Annotated in this window: 19 protein-coding genes; 17 read left to right on the forward strand and 2 right to left on the reverse strand. The window is 69.1% G+C overall.

Annotated features, from left to right (window positions below; all coding sequences use genetic code 11):
* Positions 1-167 precede the first annotated feature (167 nt).
* The 12 genes from ACRDSQ_RS08455 (at position 168) to mobF (ending at position 14,126) form a co-directional block, all read left to right on the forward strand.
* Positions 168-851 (forward strand): tyrosine-type recombinase/integrase, encoded by a 684-nt coding sequence (locus ACRDSQ_RS08455; RefSeq protein WP_431420218.1) that lies wholly within the window; start codon positions 168-170, stop codon positions 849-851.
* Position 852: 1 nt separating this feature from the next.
* Complete coding sequence (locus ACRDSQ_RS08460) at positions 853-2,316, forward strand: helix-turn-helix domain-containing protein (RefSeq protein ID WP_431420220.1); 1,464 nt, start codon at positions 853-855, stop codon at positions 2,314-2,316.
* A gap of 151 nt (positions 2,317-2,467) precedes the next feature.
* Positions 2,468-3,373, forward strand: coding sequence for an NAD-dependent epimerase/dehydratase family protein (locus ACRDSQ_RS08465; RefSeq protein WP_431420222.1), 906 nt, complete (start codon positions 2,468-2,470; stop codon positions 3,371-3,373).
* On the forward strand, positions 3,370-3,582 hold the full coding sequence (locus ACRDSQ_RS08470; protein ID WP_431420223.1) for a helix-turn-helix transcriptional regulator: 213 nt from the start codon (positions 3,370-3,372) through the stop codon (positions 3,580-3,582). Before ACRDSQ_RS08465 ends, ACRDSQ_RS08470 begins: the two co-directional genes overlap by 4 nt.
* 244 nt (positions 3,583-3,826) lie before the next feature.
* Complete coding sequence (locus ACRDSQ_RS08475) at positions 3,827-4,192, forward strand: helix-turn-helix domain-containing protein (RefSeq protein ID WP_431420224.1); 366 nt, start codon at positions 3,827-3,829, stop codon at positions 4,190-4,192.
* Positions 4,189-6,132 (forward strand): type IV secretory system conjugative DNA transfer family protein, encoded by a 1,944-nt coding sequence (locus ACRDSQ_RS08480; RefSeq protein WP_431420226.1) that lies wholly within the window; start codon positions 4,189-4,191, stop codon positions 6,130-6,132. Before ACRDSQ_RS08475 ends, ACRDSQ_RS08480 begins: the two co-directional genes overlap by 4 nt.
* Positions 6,129-6,491, forward strand: coding sequence for a hypothetical protein (locus ACRDSQ_RS08485; RefSeq protein ID WP_431420228.1), 363 nt, complete (start codon positions 6,129-6,131; stop codon positions 6,489-6,491). The genes ACRDSQ_RS08480 and ACRDSQ_RS08485 overlap by 4 nt, the downstream gene beginning before the upstream one ends.
* Entirely contained in the window at positions 6,488-7,453 is a 966-nt protein-coding gene (locus ACRDSQ_RS08490; RefSeq protein WP_431420230.1) for a hypothetical protein, read from the forward strand. Before ACRDSQ_RS08485 ends, ACRDSQ_RS08490 begins: the two co-directional genes overlap by 4 nt.
* On the forward strand, positions 7,450-8,115 hold the full coding sequence (locus tag ACRDSQ_RS08495) for a hypothetical protein (RefSeq protein ID WP_431420231.1): 666 nt from the start codon (positions 7,450-7,452) through the stop codon (positions 8,113-8,115). Before ACRDSQ_RS08490 ends, ACRDSQ_RS08495 begins: the two co-directional genes overlap by 4 nt.
* Entirely contained in the window at positions 8,112-8,273 is a 162-nt protein-coding gene (locus ACRDSQ_RS08500; protein WP_431420233.1) for a hypothetical protein, read from the forward strand. Before ACRDSQ_RS08495 ends, ACRDSQ_RS08500 begins: the two co-directional genes overlap by 4 nt.
* On the forward strand, positions 8,270-9,559 hold the full coding sequence (locus ACRDSQ_RS08505; protein ID WP_431420234.1) for a hypothetical protein: 1,290 nt from the start codon (positions 8,270-8,272) through the stop codon (positions 9,557-9,559). The genes ACRDSQ_RS08500 and ACRDSQ_RS08505 overlap by 4 nt, the downstream gene beginning before the upstream one ends.
* A 181-nt stretch (positions 9,560-9,740) precedes the next feature.
* A complete protein-coding gene (gene mobF, locus ACRDSQ_RS08510) occupies positions 9,741-14,126 on the forward strand; it encodes a MobF family relaxase (RefSeq protein ID WP_431420235.1) in 4,386 nt (1,461 codons plus the stop codon).
* A gap of 5 nt (positions 14,127-14,131) precedes the next feature.
* Here the strand turns inward: mobF and ACRDSQ_RS08515 are convergent, their stop codons facing one another.
* On the reverse strand, positions 14,132-14,542 hold the full coding sequence (locus tag ACRDSQ_RS08515) for a hypothetical protein (RefSeq protein ID WP_431420236.1): 411 nt from the start codon (positions 14,540-14,542) through the stop codon (positions 14,132-14,134).
* A 367-nt stretch (positions 14,543-14,909) separates the two neighbouring features.
* Between ACRDSQ_RS08515 and ACRDSQ_RS08520 the strand changes: the two genes are divergently transcribed.
* The 3 genes from ACRDSQ_RS08520 (at position 14,910) to ACRDSQ_RS08530 (ending at position 16,949) form a co-directional block, all read left to right on the forward strand.
* Positions 14,910-15,383: a hypothetical protein gene (locus tag ACRDSQ_RS08520; protein WP_431420237.1), complete on the forward strand. Its 474-nt coding sequence runs from the start codon at positions 14,910-14,912 to the stop codon at positions 15,381-15,383.
* A gap of 75 nt (positions 15,384-15,458) precedes the next feature.
* Positions 15,459-15,839, forward strand: coding sequence for a hypothetical protein (locus ACRDSQ_RS08525; RefSeq protein ID WP_431420238.1), 381 nt, complete (start codon positions 15,459-15,461; stop codon positions 15,837-15,839).
* 246 nt (positions 15,840-16,085) lie between these two features.
* Positions 16,086-16,949, forward strand: coding sequence for an NYN domain-containing protein (locus tag ACRDSQ_RS08530; RefSeq protein WP_431420240.1), 864 nt, complete (start codon positions 16,086-16,088; stop codon positions 16,947-16,949).
* A 112-nt stretch (positions 16,950-17,061) separates the two neighbouring features.
* On the opposite strand, the gene ACRDSQ_RS08535 is transcribed toward ACRDSQ_RS08530, so the two are convergent.
* Complete coding sequence (locus ACRDSQ_RS08535; protein ID WP_431420241.1) at positions 17,062-17,412, reverse strand: hypothetical protein; 351 nt, start codon at positions 17,410-17,412, stop codon at positions 17,062-17,064.
* A 139-nt stretch (positions 17,413-17,551) separates the two neighbouring features.
* Between ACRDSQ_RS08535 and ACRDSQ_RS08540 the strand changes: the two genes are divergently transcribed.
* On the forward strand, positions 17,552-17,785 hold the full coding sequence (locus ACRDSQ_RS08540; protein WP_431420242.1) for a hypothetical protein: 234 nt from the start codon (positions 17,552-17,554) through the stop codon (positions 17,783-17,785).
* Positions 17,786-17,788: 3 nt separating this feature from the next.
* Positions 17,789-18,547: FAD-binding protein (locus ACRDSQ_RS08545; protein ID WP_431420243.1), on the forward strand; the 759-nt coding region annotated here is incomplete at its 3' end.

Consider the following 18,547-nt stretch of genomic DNA (forward strand, 5'->3'; position numbering starts at 1 on the left):
AATCAGACGACTCTGGGCCACCCTCGCCCGACCAACCCACCCCGAAATACACACCGAACACTGGTCACACTGGCGCAGACTCCACCAAACCAGAGCCCGCCGAAGCCACTACCAGCGACAACGCATCAAGCATGACACATTGCGGCTGTAGTACTAACCCGGCCGAGGTGGCTCAGAAGCCGCGCCAGCCGGTTCCGCAGCCCAATCCGCCGACGGTCGAGCAGGCCGGGCAGATCCTCGCCGCGGCGTGGGAGCAGGACGAGGACTGGGGCACGTTGGTATGGCTGGTGATGGTGACCGGCTTACGCCGCGCCGAGGTTCTCGGATTGCGTTGGAGCCACTTCGACCTCAAGGGCCGGACTCTCAAGGTCCAGCGGAACTACCTCCGAGCCCGCGGTAAGTCCTACGAGAAGTCGACCAAGACCCACCAGGAGCGCAGGATCTCACTCGACGCCGAGACGGTCGAGGTGCTGAAGGAACACCGTCAGCGGTACGAGCAGATAGCCAAATCGGTCGAGATCAAGCCGCACGACGACGCATACCTGTTCTCCCACGAGCCCAGCCGAGACCGTCCTTACCACCCCGATGCCGTGAGCCACCGCTATGCCAACATGTGCGCGGCCATCGGCATCGACTCTCACCTACACGCCCTGCGGCACTATTCGGCAACCGAGCTGATCACAGCAGGTGTCGACCTGCGAACGGTCGCGGGACGCCTTGGTCACGGTGGAGGTGGAGCCACCACGCTCCGCGTATACGCGGCATGGGTGGGTGAGTCCGATCGCAACGCCGCGGACATCCTCGGAAGTCGAATCACCCGACCGAGTCGTCCCGGCCGCGAGCAGCTTTGATGTGATCGGCGGTCCGGGAATGTGGCCCAGGACGCCGGGCTGCATCCCACGTCCTGGGCCTGCATCGGGTGGAGTCCCAGACGCGTTCTTAGGCTACGCCTGCGCGCTTTCGGGGCGCGGTGCGTGTATGGCACGTTGCCGAGAAGCCGCACGTCGTACGCTCGGTGGTGATCTCCACAACGGGAGGAACGCCGTGCCGACAGTCAACCGCCCTACCGACGGGTCGAATCTTGGCGACGTGATCAAGACCTACATGCGTGCTCACGATGTCGCAACGCACGGCGAGATGGCCGTGGTCCTTGGCGTTGACCGCACGTTGGTGTCGAAGTACGTCAGTGGCGCGCGCAAGTGCCACGACGTGACGCAGCTGCGCCGGTTCGCGGCGGCGATGGATCTTTCGCCGTCGACCTTTGGCCTGATGGACGAGCCGGACGAGGCGGCCGCTGACGACGGCCTGGCTAGTGACGTAAACGAGCGGTGGAAGGCGACCCGGCAGGTGCTCAACCGCAACCGCCACGCGCTGTCCAAGGCCGCCGCCGATCTCTACTGGGATCCGATCCGTATCGAGGGGACGACCTGCATCACGGTCCCCGGTTGGATGCCCGAACAGCCCGTCGACCTCAACGCCATCGAGCTGTCGTGGGTCGGCGAGTCCGCGCCGCCGCCGCAGATCACCGGAACGGCACCCGAGGCGACCAGGTACCGCGGCCAGGGTCAGGACGGGCAGCCGTACAACCGTTACAGCCAGGCGATCCGCGCACTCGCGAAGCCGAGCCTGTTCGAGAACCGCGGTTCGTACCGCCTGCTTGGCCTCAGCTGGGATCCGTCGGGCGGGCACATGCGGTTCGGGTACACCACCTATTTCGACATGATCGACACGTGCGAGGTCATGGCGCACGAGATCGCCGCGGCGTGGGCCAGCCGGAAGGACCTTGACGAGAAGGTCACGCTCGACGCTCTCCCGTTCCGGCAGCACGTAGGCGATCTGTTCGACTTCCAGCGACGGACGATCCTGCCGAGTGTCAACACTCTCACGATTCGCCGAGCGCCCGAGGGTGACTCGTTCTTCTTGCATCGCAGGGGAAGCGCGCACGTTGCCGTGGCGGGCGGAACGTCTCACGTGATCCCGGCGGGTGTGTTCCAGCCGTCGGGTATCGCGCCGTGGAACATGGCCGGGGACTTCGATATCTGGCGCAGCATCCTGCGCGAGTACTCGGAGGAGATGCTCGGCAACCCGGAGCACGACGGCAGTAGCGGCGCTCCGATCGACTACTACGCCGAGGAGCCCTTCCGCACTCTGAACGAAGGTCGCCGCGCGGGCAAGGTCCGGCCGTGGTGTCTCGGTGTCGGCATCGATCCTCTCGTGCCCGCTGGCGAGATTCTGACCGTGACCGTGATCGAGTCCGACGTGTTCGATGTGGCGTTCAAAGGCATGGTCTCGCGCAATGCCGAGGGTGACCTTTAACCGTCCGACGAGGGCTCAGTGGGCATCGCGTGGAATCGGCGCAACGTTCGGAAGGTGCAGACCGACGAACCACTCGCGAGTGCCGCGGCCGCGTGTATCGCGCTGACGTGGAAGCATCGAGCCCTGATCCTGGGCGAGTAGGGAGCGCGGCGTGCGGGTGTTGGTTACAGGTGCCGGTGGATACGTCGGCCGGGCGACCGTCGCCGCCTTGCGGAAGGCCGGGCACACGCCGGTGGCGCTCGTGCACCAGGCCGTCGAGCCCGACGAGGTCGAGACGCACGTCGGCGACGTTCTCGTGCCCGAATCGCTGCTTGCGCCGCTGGACCAGGTCGACGCCGTCGTGCACCTGGCGGGCATGACCCGCGCCCGCGAGTCCTGGCAGGAGCCCGCCCGGTTCTTTCAGGTCAACGCAGCCGGAACCGCGAACCTGTTGGCAGCCATGGCCGCGCGTGGAGTCGGCCGCCTGGTCCTGGCGTCGACCGGCGCGATCTACGGATCCCCGGAGACGCAGCCGATGAACGAGGACCTAGCCGATGACATCCCGCACCCGTACGCCGCGAGCAAGCGGGCCGCCGAGTTGGCCGTCGAGTGGCAGGCCCGCAGCGGCGCGGTGGGCGCGGTGATCGTGCGGCTGTTCAACGTCGCCGGCGGAGTCGACCCCGACCCGACCCGGCTCGTCCCGCGCGTGCTCGCCGCCGCGGCAGGGGCGTCGTCGAGCCTGAAGGTCAATGGCGACGGATCGGCCGTTCGCGACCTCCTGCACGTCGACGACGCCGCCGCCGCGTTCGTCGCGGCCGTCGAGCATGTGCCGCCGATTGGCGAGGTCAGGCGCTACAACATCGGCAGCGGGATGGGGTCGAGCGTCATGGATGTGGTGGCCGCAGCCGAGCGTGTGACAGGACGTCACATCCCCCTGGTGTATCGTCCGCCCGCCGCCGAGCCGCCGACACTCGTTGCCGATCCCGCGCGGGCCGAGGCCGAGCTGAATTGGAAGCCAGCGCGATCGACGCTCGACGAGATCCTCGCCGACGCGTGGCAGGCGGTGAGCCGAGCATGACCGACTCGCCGCCGGACCCGTCCGCCGAGTGGTGGACGACGTCGGATGTAGCCGCCTACCTGGGCGTCCGGGTCTCGACGATCAGTTCCTACCGTAACCGGGGCCAGATGCCCGAGCCCGATCACAAGCTCGGTCGTACACAGCTTTGGCGACCCCAGACGATCATGAACTGGAAGGGCGCGCGGCCCGGTAGCGGCAACTGGCGCTGATACTCCGTTCGGTGTGTTTCTAGTGCCTTGATCGCACAATACAAACTCAGCATGTATTGTCTGGATGTGTTGCCGCGTGACAGATCGTCACGAATCAGTGGCTTGTTTGCCGGGAGTGTTGGTGTTGTCAGCGAACCGGCCGACTGTCCACAACGACATGACGTGACCGCACCGCTGGCGACCCAGGAGCGACGAGTGGGGCTGCATCCCCGCTCTCGCAACACATCCACCCATGGAGTCCCAGATGCGTACGAACGCAGCAAGGACCGGCGAACCGGTCGAAGAAGATCTCAACAGCATGGGCAACCGGCGCGACTCGCTCAGGGCCGCCGCTCTGGCGAACGCGATGCGTAAGCGCCTCAAGGGAGTGCCGAGTTACTCGGTGCCCGAGGCCGCCGCGCTGCTCAGCATTTCGCAGGAGTTCCTGTACAGGCTGATCCAGGCCGACGGATTCCCCGCGGTCGTAATGCGACTTGGCCGTACGAAGGGCCGGTACGTCATCCCCGCAAGCGCCATCGAGCGGCTGCTCGAGGAGGCGGACGACGCGTCCACCTGCGTTGACGCCGCCGAGTGGACCGCCGCCCAGCGTTTTGCCGGTGGTGTGGCATGAGCGCGCAGGGAACGTTGAAGGCGTGCGGCGTTGGCATGGTCGTAGGTGCGGCCGGTTTGGTCGCGATGGACACGCCGCAGTGGGCTGACGGTGTCCGCTTCGGTGCCTGGGCTGTTGCCGCTGGCGCCGCGTTGGTCGTCGGTGCACTTGTCGGACAGACAAAGATCATCCGGGCTCGACTGCTGGCGCTCACCGCGTTCATTGCGGCGGTGGGGTTCTGGCTCGGTTCGGACGTGGTGCCCACGAGCACGGTCGGTCTCAACCTGCGCGTCGTGCTGTCGATCGGCGGAGTCCTCGCCGCGGTCGCGGTTGCCGTGTCGTGGTGGTACTCGCATCGTGGGTCGGCGCAGGTGGTGAACCGGTGGTCGCGTAAGTCGCGTCGTAACACCGGTGTGGCGTCGCCGTGGGCGATCCTGCGCACCGCGTCGTGGTTCGCTGTTCGGCGGCGTGCGGCGGTGGTGCGGCCGTCGTTGCGTGAGGTGTCGTGGTGGCGCCGGTGGCGTACCCCGATCCGTGAGTTCGCTACCCCGGTGGCTCGTGTTGGGATTTTCCGGATTTGGTCGCTCGTCGAGGACGTCACTCTGCGGTTCGGTGGGCCGCGTACCGGTAAGACCGGCGAACTCGCGTGCCGGATTCTGGACGCGCCGGGTGCGGTGATTGCCACGTCGACCCGCACGGATTTGATCGATCTCACCGGCCCGGTGCGTGAGCGTGTCGGCCCGCTTCACGTGTTCAACCCGGCCGGGGTCGGCGAGCTGCCGTCGACGATCACCTTTAACCCGCTGGCCGGGTGCACCGATCCGGTGGTGGCGGCCGCTCGCGCCGCGGACCTGCTGTCCGGGGTGTCGGCGTCGGGCAGTGGGGACAGTGATCGGGAGTTCTGGGCGGGGCAGGCCCGCCGTGCCTTGGGCGCGTTGATGTTCGCCGCCGCCTTGGGTGAGCGGTCGATGCGCGATGTGCTGGCGTGGGTGGCTGACCCGGAGAACTCCGCCGCCGAGGTGACGCGGTACCTGCGGCGGCAGAAGGACCAGGCGTGGGAGTCCAACGCGTTGCAGTTCATGTCCACCAACGAACGCACCCGTTCGTCGATCACCACCACGATCATGCCCGCGCTCGACTGGATGACTGACGCGACTGCGGCGAAGGCCGCTGAGGGCGGCGGGTTCGACGTCGAGGCGCTGCTCGATGAGCGCGGCACTGTTTACATGTTGGGCGCGGAGGACGCCCGCACCGCGCCCCTGGTGACGGCCCTGACTGGGCACATCGCCCGGGAGGCCCGCAGGCTGGCCGGGTTTCAGCCCGGCGGCAGGCTCGACCCGCCGCTCACGCTCGCCCTGGACGAGGCCGCGCTGATCTGCCCGATCCCGTTGGACAACTGGACCGCCGACATGGGTGGGCGGGGTGTGCCGATCCACATCGCCGCGCAGTCCCGCGCGCAGCTGCGCGCCCGGTGGGGTGACACCGGGGCGGCGGCGATCATGAACAACTCCGCGACCGTGCTGATCTTCGGTGGTACCCGCGATTCGGACGACCTCAACGCCTATTCCACGTTGACCGGTGAGCGGGACGAGGACGTCGACACCATCGGCGCGGACGGCCGGGTGACGTCGACGACGAACCGGCGTGTCCCGGTCCTCTCGCCGGGGCAGATCGCGCAGTTGCCCGCCGGGAACGTGGTTGTGATCCGCCGGGGGATGGCCCCGGCGGTGGGCAAGGTCGAGATGGCGTGGAAGCGCCGCGACGTCAAGGACGCGCGTCGGGCCGCCCGGTGGATGGACCGCATCGAACGGTTCGAGTCGTGGCGCGACCGGGCGGCCGTGGCGTTCGCCCGGGTGATGGACACGGCCGGGGCGAGGGTCGACGAGGTCCGCGCCCGCCGCGCCGAGGCCCCGGCTGATGTGGAGACGGCGACCCGCAGCGAGGGGCCGTGGACCCGATGACCATCCACCTCACCACGTGTTGGGCCATCGGCCCTATCGGGTCCGGGCTCGATCACCGCGCCGGGTACCCGCACTGCCCGAGTCGGTTCGCCGCCGACCTCCTGCGCCGCCAGGCGCAGGACCCGGACCGGTGGCGGGTGGTGGCCCTGCCGTTCTCGTGCTGGACCGCCACCTGCACCGGGTGCGAGTGCCCGCTGGACCCGCACACCACCACCCAGCCGTGCCACTACCGCGACTGGCCGTTGCTCGCCCAGGCCGCCGCCCAGTGCGGTTGGCGGGTCGACGTCGCCACCGCCCGCGCCTGGTGCCCCGACTGTGCGCGTCGGGATACGGCCAGCGACGGGAGGTCGGCCCGATGAGCGCCGTCCCGCGTGTGTTGAACCTGGGTGCCGGGGTGCAGTCGACCACGCTGCTGCTCTTGGCCGCCGAGGGGCGGATTCCCCGGTTCGACGTGGCGATCATGGCGGACACCGGGTGGGAGCCCGCCGCCGTGTACGCGCACCTGGATCGGATCGAGCGGGAAGTCGCGGCCCCGGCCGGGATACCGATCCTGCGGGTGTCGGTGGGCAACATCCGCGCCGACGCCCTGGACCCGGGCAAGCGGTTCGCGTCGATGCCGCTGCACGTGCGCAACCCTGATGGTGGCAAGGGAATCGGCCGCCGCCAGTGCACCGCCGAGTACAAGATCCGCCCGATTCAGGAAGCGGTGCGCCGCCTGCTCGGTGCCCGGGACAAGGCCAACGGGCGACCCGATCGGGTTCCCCGCGGCCGCCATGTCAACAGCTCGATCGGTATCAGCCGTGATGAGTTCCACCGGGCCAAGGACTCCCGCGTGGGCTACTCGCGGCACGAGCACCCGCTGTTGTGGCTCGACGGTGCCGCCGACGGTCGCGAGGGGTGGCAGCGCTCGGACTGCGTGCGTTACCTGCGTAGCAACGGGTTCGGGTCCACCCCGAAATCGGCGTGCGTGGGCTGCCCGTTCCGCCGCAACGCCGGGTGGCGGCGCATGCGCGACACCGACACCACGAGTTGGGCCGACGCGGTCGCCTTCGACCACGCCATTCGGGCCGGGTACGCGCACGCCACCGCCAAAGGCACCGACCTGCCCGGCAACTTCTACCTGCACGAGTCGTGCCGCCCGCTCGGCGCCGCCCCGATCGATCACGTGACCCGACCCGAGTGGGGCTCCAGGCAAACCGACCTGTTGGACGCGATCGCCGACACCGAGGCCGGGCTCACCGACCCCGACGACGACCCGGACGCCGACATGGGCTGCTCCCCATTCGGCTGCCCCAACGACCAGACGGGAGGCGCAGCATGACCACCGACCACACCCACGCCGAGTACGCCAACACCAGCGCGGTCGCCGGTCTGGCCCGCGAGGTCGAGACCCTGCGCCGCGCGATCCGCAAGGCCGCACCCGTGCAGGACGCGCACGCCGTGCAGCTGCACAAACTCGCCGGGCAGCTCGACGAGTTGGCCCAGGCCACTGCGCGGAAAGGGCCTGCGGACAAGGTTGTGGCCCCGTCGTGGCTGAGTCTGCCCTCCGACGCGGACGCCGTGGCCGAGGTGCTCGACGAGCTGCTCACGTGGCTGTGCGCGGTGTACCTGCGTTACGCCGACGCCGCCGCGAGCTTGTCGGACTGCTGGCTGTGGCACCCGGAGGTGGTCGAGGAACTCGTGTGGTTGATGCACACGTGGATCGCCGCCTACGAGGACGAGAACGCCTCCGCCACGGCCGCGGGGGACTGGCACGACCGCTACCGGCCCGGTGTCGTACGGCGGATCAAGACCGCGATCGGGACGTGCTCGCTGGAGAACCACACCAGCCCGCAGCCCGCGCCGAGGGTGCCGTTGGTTGAGGCCGCCGAAGCGATCGTCACCTGGTGGGGCACCGCCCGCACCGCACCCGCGCCTGAACCCACCGATGCCCACCTGGCCGCGGCCACGCCCGCGCCGAGCACCTGGGGGAACCGCCGATGAGCACCGACACCGACCGCGACCCCGAGCCCTTGGCCGTGGTGATCGAGCGCGTCGTCGACGCCCTCACCCGCGCCCACGCGCCGACCACTGACACCGAACAGCCCGCGATGAGCACCAACGAGAACCGCCGCACCGATCAGGCAGGGGACGAGAAATGAAGAACGTGATGACCTGGGTGGGCGGTCTGTCGCCCGCGGTCTGGGTATGGGCGGTCGGGTCCATTGTGGCCGGATTGCTGCTGTTGCCGGCTGTTCGGGTCGCGGTCCGGCTTGTCCGGGAGTGGCGTGCCAAGCGTGAGGACAGGGACGAGACCCCGTCCGGGTCCGGCCTGTACTACCTGGGTGCGGCTATGGCGCTGGGGTTTAGCGCTGACACGTCCTGGCGGTTCTTCCGTGACGTGGTGGGGATCGAGTCCGTGCCTGAGCGGATCTTCCTGTTCGCCGTCATCGAGGTGTTGCTGCTCGCGGCCGGGTTCGCGATGCACGCCAGCGTCAAGAACCATGGCGTGCCAGATCACGGGTCGCGGGTGTTCATGTGGGTGTTGGCCTCGTTCAGCGCGTTCACCGCGTTTCAGGTCTCGGACTTCGGCCCGGCCGTGGCCCGGGTCGGACTGGGGCCGGTCGTGGGGATCTGGGCGCTGCACCGGGCGTTGAAGATCGAGGTGCTTCGGGCCAACCCGGACAGGATGACCACGTGGGGCAAGCTCGTCGCCGAGCTGCGGGAACGGCTGCTCTCGCGGCTGGGTCTGGCCAACGATGGTCGCGACGCGATCATGCTGACTCGCGACCGGGCCGCGCGGCGGCTGGCGTGGCTGATCACCTCCCCGGAGGGCAGGTTCCCGAAGATCCGTCAGCGGCGGATCAACCGCGCGCTGCGCAGTTCCGACATCGCCCACGACCCGATGTCCCGTGCTCGGATGCTCGCTGAGCTGGCCGTGGTCAAGCACGTCGGCGAGCTGGCCACGCTCGACCAGGCGTCCCCCTGGGAGCCTGCCGCCGAGAGTGCAACCGCAACCGCACACCCGGACGTCCAGCCCGCCGTCCAGCCCGCCGCCCGATCGGCCGTTCAATCGGCCGTTCAGCCCGCCGTCCAATCGGCTGTCCAATCCGATGTCCAGTCGGCCGTCCGGCCGGGTGTTCAGGCCGACGTCCAGTTCGCGGCGGTCGCCGCCGAGCCCGCGACGGTCGAGCAGCCTGCGGTCGCGGCGCGCCCGCGTGTTCAGCCGGTCATGGTGCAGCCGTCCACCTCACCGGCCAAGGACCGGGCGCGGGCTGCCGCCCGCAGCCACCACCACCGCACCGGACACCTGCCCACCGTCACCGAACTCGTGAACACGGCCCAGGTCTCCCGAGGAACCGCCGGAACCGCCCTGCAAGAGCTTCGGGACAAGCCCGCCGATCTTCATCTAGTCGACGACGAGAACCAGCTCAGGAACTCCTCATGACGAACCTAGTTAAGCCACTCACCTTGAGCACGAAGAAGCCCAGCACATGTAGCCAGACCAGTTTTCAAGACAAGAACAAGGACCAGAGCAGTAGTACACACCTATGCATCACGATCCTGTGGTCGCGTCCGCTTGCGCGGCCTGCGGAAACGCCTGACGGCGTTTCGGGGCGGTGGTCGCCATGCTAACCATCTCAAGTGGACACTCCGCGTCGTATCTGACCGACGCGGTGGCGGCTGGCCGGGAGAACTACTACACGGGTGCGGTCGCCGCTGGCGAGCCGCCGGGCCGTTGGTTCGGCCGGGGTGCCGAGGCGCTCGGGTTGAGCGGGTTGGTGGACACCCAGGACATGACCGCGTTGTACGAGCGGTTCATCGACCCCCGCGACCCTGGGTTCAAGAACCCGACCCAGTGGGATGACGCGTCCACCCTTGGACACGCTGGACGCGCGTACCAGTCGGCAGAGGAGTTGTACGCCGCAGCGTTGGACGCCGAGCCGGACGGTGATGCCGAACGCCGCGAGGCGTTGCGGTTGGAGTCGGCTAAACGGGCGCGACGGAACGTGAGCTTTTTGGACGCCACGTTCAGTGTTCAGAAGTCGGTGACCGTTCTGCATACAGCGTTCGAGGCGCAGCAGGTCGCCGCTGAACGGTTGGCCGCCGCAGCGTCCACCGATGCGCAACGGTTGGACGCCGAAGCCGCCGCCCGCTCGTGGGCGGCGCACAGGCAGGCCGTCGAGGACGCCATCTGGGCCGGGAACCAGGCCGCGCTGGACTACCTGTCCGAGCGCGCCGGGTACTCCCGTGTCGGGCACCACGGCGGAGCCGCGGGTCGCTTCTCCGACGCTCACGATTGGGTCGTGGCGTCGTTCTTCCAGCACGACTCCCGCAACCACGACCCGCAGCTGCACATTCACAACGCGATCCTCAACCGGGTGCAGGGCGCTGACGGGCAGTGGCGGACTCTGGACGGGCGTGGTCTCTACGCGCACAGGGGCGCGGCCGCGGCGGTGGGGGAGCGCACCACCGAGGAACACCTGGCCCGTGCCCTCGGGGTGCGGTTCGCGGCCCGCCCGGACGGCAAGGCCCGCGAGGTCGTCGGCGTCGACCAGGCCGTGATGGACCTGTTCAGCTCCCGCCGCCGGGCGATCACGAAGAAGACCGCTGACCTGGTGACCGCGTTCGAGACCAAGTTCGGGCGCGAGCCGAACTCGCTGGAGCTGGACCGGTTGCAGCGCCAGGCCACCTTCGCCACCCGCAAGGCGAAGGCACACGACGGCGAGACCGTCGAGGCCCGGTTGGACCGGTGGGACCGGGAGTTGCGCGCCGAGGTCGCCGGGGGCCTGGCCGCGGTTGCCGACACCGTGTTGGACATCGCGGGCCAGGCCCCGCAGGCGCAGGCGTGGGCTCCGGCCGAGGTGATCGAGGCGGCGCTCGCCGCCGTGCAGGAGACCAAGGCCGCGTGGACCGCGCCGGACCTGACCCGCGCGATCAGCGACGCGCTGCCCGACCGGCTCGGTGATCTGTCCGGCGAGCAGGTGACCGCCCTGCTGGACGGGTTGACCGCGGAGGCGCTCGCCTTGGCGGTGCCGCTGGACACCCAGCGGCCGGGCGAGGTGGAGCTACCCGCCGAGCTGCGGTTGGCCAACGGCAGCTCGGTGTACGACGCACCGGGCCGCAAGCTCTACGCCACGCCCGAGCACATCCACACCGAGCGGACGTTGGTCGCCGCGGCCACCCGAGGCGGCGCCCCCGCCCTGGCCGCCGACACCGTCGACGGGTTCGTCAACGATCTCGCCGCCCGCCACGGGATCGAACTCGGTGTCGACCAGGCCGCCGCCGTGCGCGGCGTCCTCACCTCCGGTGCCGCCGTCGAATCCCTCGTCGGCCCCGCCGGCACCGGTAAGTCGTTCGTGGTCGGAGTGATCGCCAAGGCGTGGACCGACCCGTCCCTGTGGGACGGGCAGCACCGCCGGGTAGTCGGTCTCGCGACCAGCCAGATCGCCACCGAAGTCCTGGCCGGTGAGGGGCTGGAGGCCCGCAACATCGCGTCCTGGCTCGGTACCCAACGCCGCCTCGCGCAGGGGCGTCCGTTCGGCGACGACGCGTCGTGGCGGCTGCGCGCGGGGGACTTGGTCGTGATCGACGAGTCCGCCATGGCCGACACACCCGCCGTCGCGGAGATTCTCGACCACGTCGCCGCCGCGGGCGCCAAGCCGCTGCTCTCCGGTGATCACCGCCAGCTCGCCGCCGTCGGCGCGGCCGGGGCCATGGAGCTGATCGCCGCCGCGGGCACCAGCTACGAACTCACCGACGCCCGCCGATTCGTTGCCGACTGGGAGAAAGCCGCGTCCCTGCGGCTGCGCGCCGGGGACCAAACGGTGCTCGCCGAGTACCACCGCCACGGTCGCCTGATCGACGGCGGGACCGTCGCCGAGGCCGAGGCGTCCGCCGCCCGCGCCTGGCTCGCCGACACCCTCGACGGCAAGCAGTCGCTATTGATCGTCGACACCAACGAGCAGGCCGCGCGCCTGTCCGGGGAGATGCGCGCCGAACTCGTGCGGCTCGGTCGGGTCGCCGAACACGGTGTGCCCCTGGGGTTGCAAGGCACGTTCGCCGGGGTCGGCGACGTCGTGCAGGCCCGCCAGAACGCCTGGCATCTGATCGGCCACGACGGCAACGGCCGCGCCCCGCTCAATCGTGAGCTGTACACGGTGGTCGAGACCCGCCCCGACGGGTCCATGGTCGTCGACCGCCAGGGCGAGCGGATCACGCTGCCCGCCGGGTACGTCGCCGAACACGTCGCACTTGGCTACGCGTCCACCGTCAACGCCGACCAGGGCATGACGGTCTACACCAGCCACCCCGTGATCACGCCCGCGACCAGCGCCGAAGCCCAGTACGTGATGCTCACCCGTGGCGCATTCGGCAACACCGCGCACGTTGTCACCCGCAGTGTGCCCGCCGACGCGCCCGACGGTGCCGCCCTGCAAGCCGTGCACCGCACACCGGCCGCGGTGCTCGCGATGACGATGGAGGCCGCCAACCCGGCCAAGTCCGCCTTGGCCACAGCCGTCGAGTCCGCCGAAGCGATGGACTCCGTGCGGACCCCCGCGGAGCTGCTCGCCGACGCGATCGACCTGGCCACCGCCGGGCGCACCACGCGTTGGCTCGATGAACTCGCCGACGCGGGTCACCTCACCGTCAACGACCGGCAGCGCCTGGCCGCCGAGGACGCCGGTCCCACCCTGACCCGGTTGCTGCGCCGCGCCGAACTGGCCGGGCACGACCCCCGCCAGGTCCTGCACGACGCGGTCACCTGCCGCCCCCTTGCCGGTGCCCGCCAGCTGGCCAACGTGCTGCACCACCGCATCACCGACGCCGTCTCACTCGACTCGCGCGGCGACTCCTACGCCGAGTGGACACCCCAGGTCGACGACCCGCAGTGGCAGGCCTACCTGAACACGCTCGCCGCGCGAGCCGACGCTCGCCGCGACGAACTCGGCGCACACGTCGCCGTCGAGTGTCCACAATGGGCGATCGAGTCACTCGGTGAGCCGCCGACTGACGTCGACCTGCGCCCGGAATGGGTCCGCCGGGCCGGGATGATCGCCGCTCACCGCGAACTCACCGGGCACACCGATCCCGCCGAAGCGCTCGGCGTGGCCCCCAAGGCCGGGCAGGTCGACGCCTACGCCTCCTGGCGCGCGGCATGGCGCGCACTCGACCGGCCCGAGGTCGACCGCGACGAACTGGAGATGAGTGACGGCCAGCTCCACATGCGTATCCGCGCCTACCAACGCGAAACCGTGTGGGCGCCGAAGTACGTCGGCGAGGAACTCGCCGGCACCCGTCAGGCCGCGAACCAGCACCGCCAGACCAGCGCCATCCGCCGCGCCGAAGCCGAAGCCGCCGCCGATGAGGCCACCCGGCAGCAACTCGAAGCCGAAGCCGCCGAGGCACAGGCACTCGCCGACGTGCTCGACGGCAGGGCCGCCCTACTCGCCGACGCCGAAGACGCCCGCGGGACATGGCTTGCCCACACCGCGGCAACCCGCGCCGCCCACGACCGCGCAGCGGCCGAACTCCAAGCCCGCCGCGCCGCCGATGGGCGAGGCGACGAGCCGACCACCGCCGAGGAATGGCTAGCCGCGCACGCCGAGGCCACCGCCGCCGAGGACGTCGAGCGCGACGTCGTGGCCGAGACCGATCTCGTCGACGTCACCGCGCAGCGCGCCGAGGACCTAGCCGCCGTCGAACGCGAGCCGCACCCCGATGCCGCTGAGACCGCCGTCGAGGACGTGCGGGTCATCGCCGAGACTGAACCGCCGGTCGAGGAAGTCGACCATGTGCGTGTGCCGAGCGCGGACGAGACCGCCGAGACGATCGCCCGCGCTCAGCGGGCACTCGCCGAGATCAACGCCCGCCAGGAGGCCGAGCAGCAGCGCGCAGCCGACGAGGCCCGCGCCGAGCAACTCGCCCGGTGGGCAGCCGACGACGCCGCCCAGGCCGCCGCCGAGGAACTCGCCCGCGACGACGACGCACTCACCCGCGGCGGTGCGTGGTGAACGGTTCAGCCAGTAGGCGGGACGTCGATGGGTGGGACGCCGGAGCGGCGCCACGCCCAGTTGAGCGTGGTTACGATCGCCTCGATCCAGCCCGGCCGGCTTTCCAGCCAGGACGGCACCGGGCGGCGCATGGCCAGCTTCTCCGCGGCCAGGCATTCGTCAACGATGACTTCCTCGTAGGCAATCCCGGTCCGACTGGTCACCGGCGCGGCGGCCATGAACCAAGGCCCCGTCTCCGGGCGAACGCTGGCACCCGCCAGCCACCGGCACGTCATCACCACACCCGCGTTGCGCCAATCCGTCGGGTGCGCGTCCTGGTGGCGTTCCGCAGCCAGCCACACCCGCGCGAACTCCACCCGCGGCACCCGCAGGTTGCCCGCCGGGATCTTGTCGAAGTGCGAAGCCGTCAGCTCCATAACTCCGATGGTCGCACGAGGCACCGACACGAGCAGATCCGTTGCACGACCAGGGAAAGGGACACCCTCCCTGGCGGTCGGGAATTGGTCGGCCTTCGGCCGCGCAAAGCCCTTTTGACGCGACAAACGTAGCCACTCGCCTAATCGGGTGCACACAAGTCCGGCTACCACGGCGCGTCTCCCGGTAAAGGGCGCCCTTCGGGCGTCGCTGCGCGATGCGGCAAGCCGCCCCTTTGACCGCGAGCCTCTCTGCGCCGTGGTGGCCTGCGCCCGCGGTCAGGCCCCCGAGGGCGGGGGACCAGACCACCGGCCCAAAGGCCGCAGACCCAAAGCAAAAGCCCCCAGTCAGCACCGGAAGGACACCGAGATGACCCTCACCGCCGCCGTGATCGCACAGCCGAACGGGACTGCGCCCTTGGCGGCGACGCCCGCGCCCGGGCCAACCATGCCCGAGCTGTTCGAGACCTGGGAGAAGTGGAGCACCCACGACATGCTCACCCGCGCCGCGGCCATCGCCCACCGCGGCGGCGACACCGGCAAGGTCGCCCGGATCGAGAAGCTTATCGACCCACAGCCGGTCGCCGCCCTGGACGCTGTCGCCGCCAACTACGAGGCGTCGACCCTGCTGGCCGGGTGGCGCTGGCACGCCGTTCGCGCAGCCCGCGAAGCCGGGGCCACCTGGCGCGAGGTCGCCGCCGTCACCAACACCACCGCCGAGGCCGCCCGCGCCGAGTTCCTCGCCCACATCGAACGCGCCGAGCAGTACGGCCACCGCTACACCGACACCGCCCCTTACCGCGCCGTCCTCAACGACGACCACGACACCACCAGGAGCGCATGACATGGGAACCGTCTACTGCGGCCCGTACGCCGAGCAGATCGACGCCCCCGGCACGAAGGGTTCGCCGACCGCAAGATGCCCGACGGGGAATTCAGCAACGGCGAATGGTCCGACCGCTACCCGCACGACACGCACACCGCGTTCGTCGCCGCCTGTTCCTGCGGCTGGCACGGCACCCCCGAACACCCGCCCACCGACGCCGGTGAAGAAGCTGCGTACGACGAATGGCAGCGCGACCACCTCAACCCCATGGTTCGCGCCGAAGCCAGCCGCCACACAATCCCCGCCAACGTGCTGCTCCCGTTCCTCAACTCGCTCAGGAACGCCGCCACCAGCGACGCCGACGGAACCCTGTCCGATCACTCGCGCGGCGTGTTCTCCACGATCGACGCCGTCGAGGAACTTCTCGACCAGCTCGCTAGCGAAGGCCGCCGCAGTTCGAGGGTCGGGAGGTGAAACCCGATGGCCTGCACTCATTGGAGCTACTTCGTACTCGCTGGCATCGCCACTTGCCTTGACTGTGGACACCAATGGCACATCTGAGCAAGAGTCGACGTCGTCGCCGCACTGCTCGACTCGTTTGACTCGGACGCCGCGGTCAGGGACACTGGGAGAGCGCGAAAGCGCATTTTGCCTGGTCACTCTCTTGAGTGGCCAAGGGCCACCCTCCGGGGTGGCCCTTTTTGTTCCGAAAGGAAACACATGACCCGCTGCGTGATCATGGTCGATGCTGGCTACCTCTACGCAGCAGGAGGCCAACTCTGCTGTGGAACCCGCTCACGTGCGGACGTTGAACTTGCCCCTCAGACGGTACTGACGCGCCTTCAAGCGCGGGTTCGACTTGAGCTCGACGTGCCAGTGTTGCGCGCCTACTGGTACGACGCGGCTCGTGACGGGATCCGCACTGCGGAGCAGCGAACCATCGCGGCTATGGACGACGTCAAGCTGAGATTGGGCAGGCTCAACGGTCAGAACCAGCAGAAGGGCGTCGACGCCCTGATCTACCGAGACATGATCACCCTCGCTCAGCATGGTGCCGTGTCCGACGTAGTTCTCATCAGCGGCGACGAGGACCTGCATGAAGGCGTCCGAAGCGTCCAAGACTACGGCGTTCGAGTCACGCTGGTCGGTATCGAGGCCGTGAGCGGCCACAACCAGTCCGAAGAACTCGTCTACGAGGCCGATCGCCTGTGGACTTTCGGCAAGGCCGAGCTGGCCGCCGCGTTCACCAGGCGTACGCCGAACACGCCCGAACTCAGTCCAGAAGAGGTCGCCGTGATCGCCCACGCCGCGCGGGCGGCGGCGGTCGCCTTCGCCACCTCTTGGAAGGCCGAGGCAGGAGAAACCGAACTACAAGAGCTCATGGCAGACCGCCCACGAATCCCCAGGCCCATCGACGTCGAGCTGATCACCGCGGTCGAACAAGACATCGGGCGCACGTTGCACGACCAGAAGGACCTCAAGAAGGAACTGCGCGCGGCATGGTGGGGGGTCATGGGCGGTGGTGCAGTGCTGTTAGCTGCCCGCTCGACCCTCACGGTGTCGGCCGAGACCGAATCTCAATGACTGCGGAGATGACTGCAAACAGCAGCCAGATGACTGCAAGGCAGACAGACAAAGCAGCCCCTAGGTTGCTCTGACCAGCAGATTCCATACTGCTCGGGCCATATCCGGGGACTCATAATCCCTTGGCCGTGGGTTCGAGCCCCACCCGCCCCACCATCTTCACCATTGTGCAAACCGGATCCTTGGGCTCGTCGTCGGATTCCCGAGCGCCCTGGGCATGATCGTCTGCCGCCGCGCGCGGTTGTGGGATGCGGAAGATCGGGATGACCTGGTTTGGTCCAGTGATCTTGACTTCGGCGACGCGGCCATCGATGAGCGCCTTGGTCTGGGCGGGGTGGGCGCGGTCGATGATCTTGTCGATGTGGGCGACGAACTCAAGGGTCAGGCTCGCGGAGTTCGCGTTGGTCTCGTCGTTGTCAGATGCGAGCGTTGGTGAAGGTGCTCGCTGGCTGTCTCCGTCCACTCAGTCCGGCCTTGAGTACGAGCCGCGACGGCGTACCCTGATGTGAGTTGGATCACATATGTCCGCCGTGGCCGTGCTCGGTGTGATCCGGCCTCGATTCATCAAAAGCGCGGCCAACCACCCCACGAGGAGGTGGCCGATGCTCGTGTCGACCGCTCATTTCGCTGAGGAGAAGGCGCCCTGCGGCAAGCTGCACGACGGGATGCGGCACCAGGAGAACGACGACGAGGGCCTGAGCATCGACGATCTGCGGTACTCGTGCGGTTGCCGCCGGATCCGCCACGTCTATCACGACGGCAGCATCCGCATGAAGGTCGTCCGGCACGACGGAAAGGTCCTCCGCGACGAGCACAGCTCCGACCACGAGGCCTGAGCGATGGGGGCATTCCACAATGTCGTGATCGTCGGCGGCGGTGGTGCGGGCCTGCGCGCGGCCATCGCCATCGCGCAGGCCAACCCCCGGCTGAGCGTGGCGGTCGTGTCGAAGGTCTACCCGATGCGCAGCCACACCGTGTCCGCGGAGGGCGGGGCGGCCGGAGTCGCAGGCGACGACGACTCGTTCGACGAGCACATCTACGACACGGTCTCCGGGAGCGACTGGCTGTGCGACCAGGACGCGGTCGAGGCGTTCGTCGTCGAGGCCCGTCGCGAGCTTCTGCAGCTGGAGCATTGGGGTTGCCCCTGGAGCCGCACGCGCGACGGGCGGATCGCCGTTCGGGCGTTCGGCGGGATGAAGAAGAAGCGCACCTGGTTCGCCGCCGACAAGACGGGCTTTCACCTGCTGCACACGCTGTTCCAGACGGCCCTTTCCTACTCCGGCCTCGTGCGCTACGACGAGTGGTTCGTCACCAGGCTGCTGGTGGACGACGGCCGGGTCCGGGGATTGGTCGCCATCGAGCTGACCACCGGGGCGATGGAGACCATCGTCGCCGACGCGGTGATCGTCTGCACCGGCGGTTGTGGCCGGGTGTTCCCGTTCACCACCAACGCCAACATCAAGACCGGCGACGGGATGGCGCTGGCCTATCGGGCGGGCGCGCCGCTCAAGGACATGGAGTTCGTCCAGTATCACCCAACCGGCCTGCCGTTCACCGGCATCCTGATCACCGAAGCCGCCCGCGCGGAGGGCGGTTGG

Source organism: Actinokineospora sp. (assembly GCF_050699995.1).
In the GTDB taxonomy this organism is placed as follows: domain Bacteria; phylum Actinomycetota; class Actinomycetes; order Mycobacteriales; family Pseudonocardiaceae; genus Actinokineospora.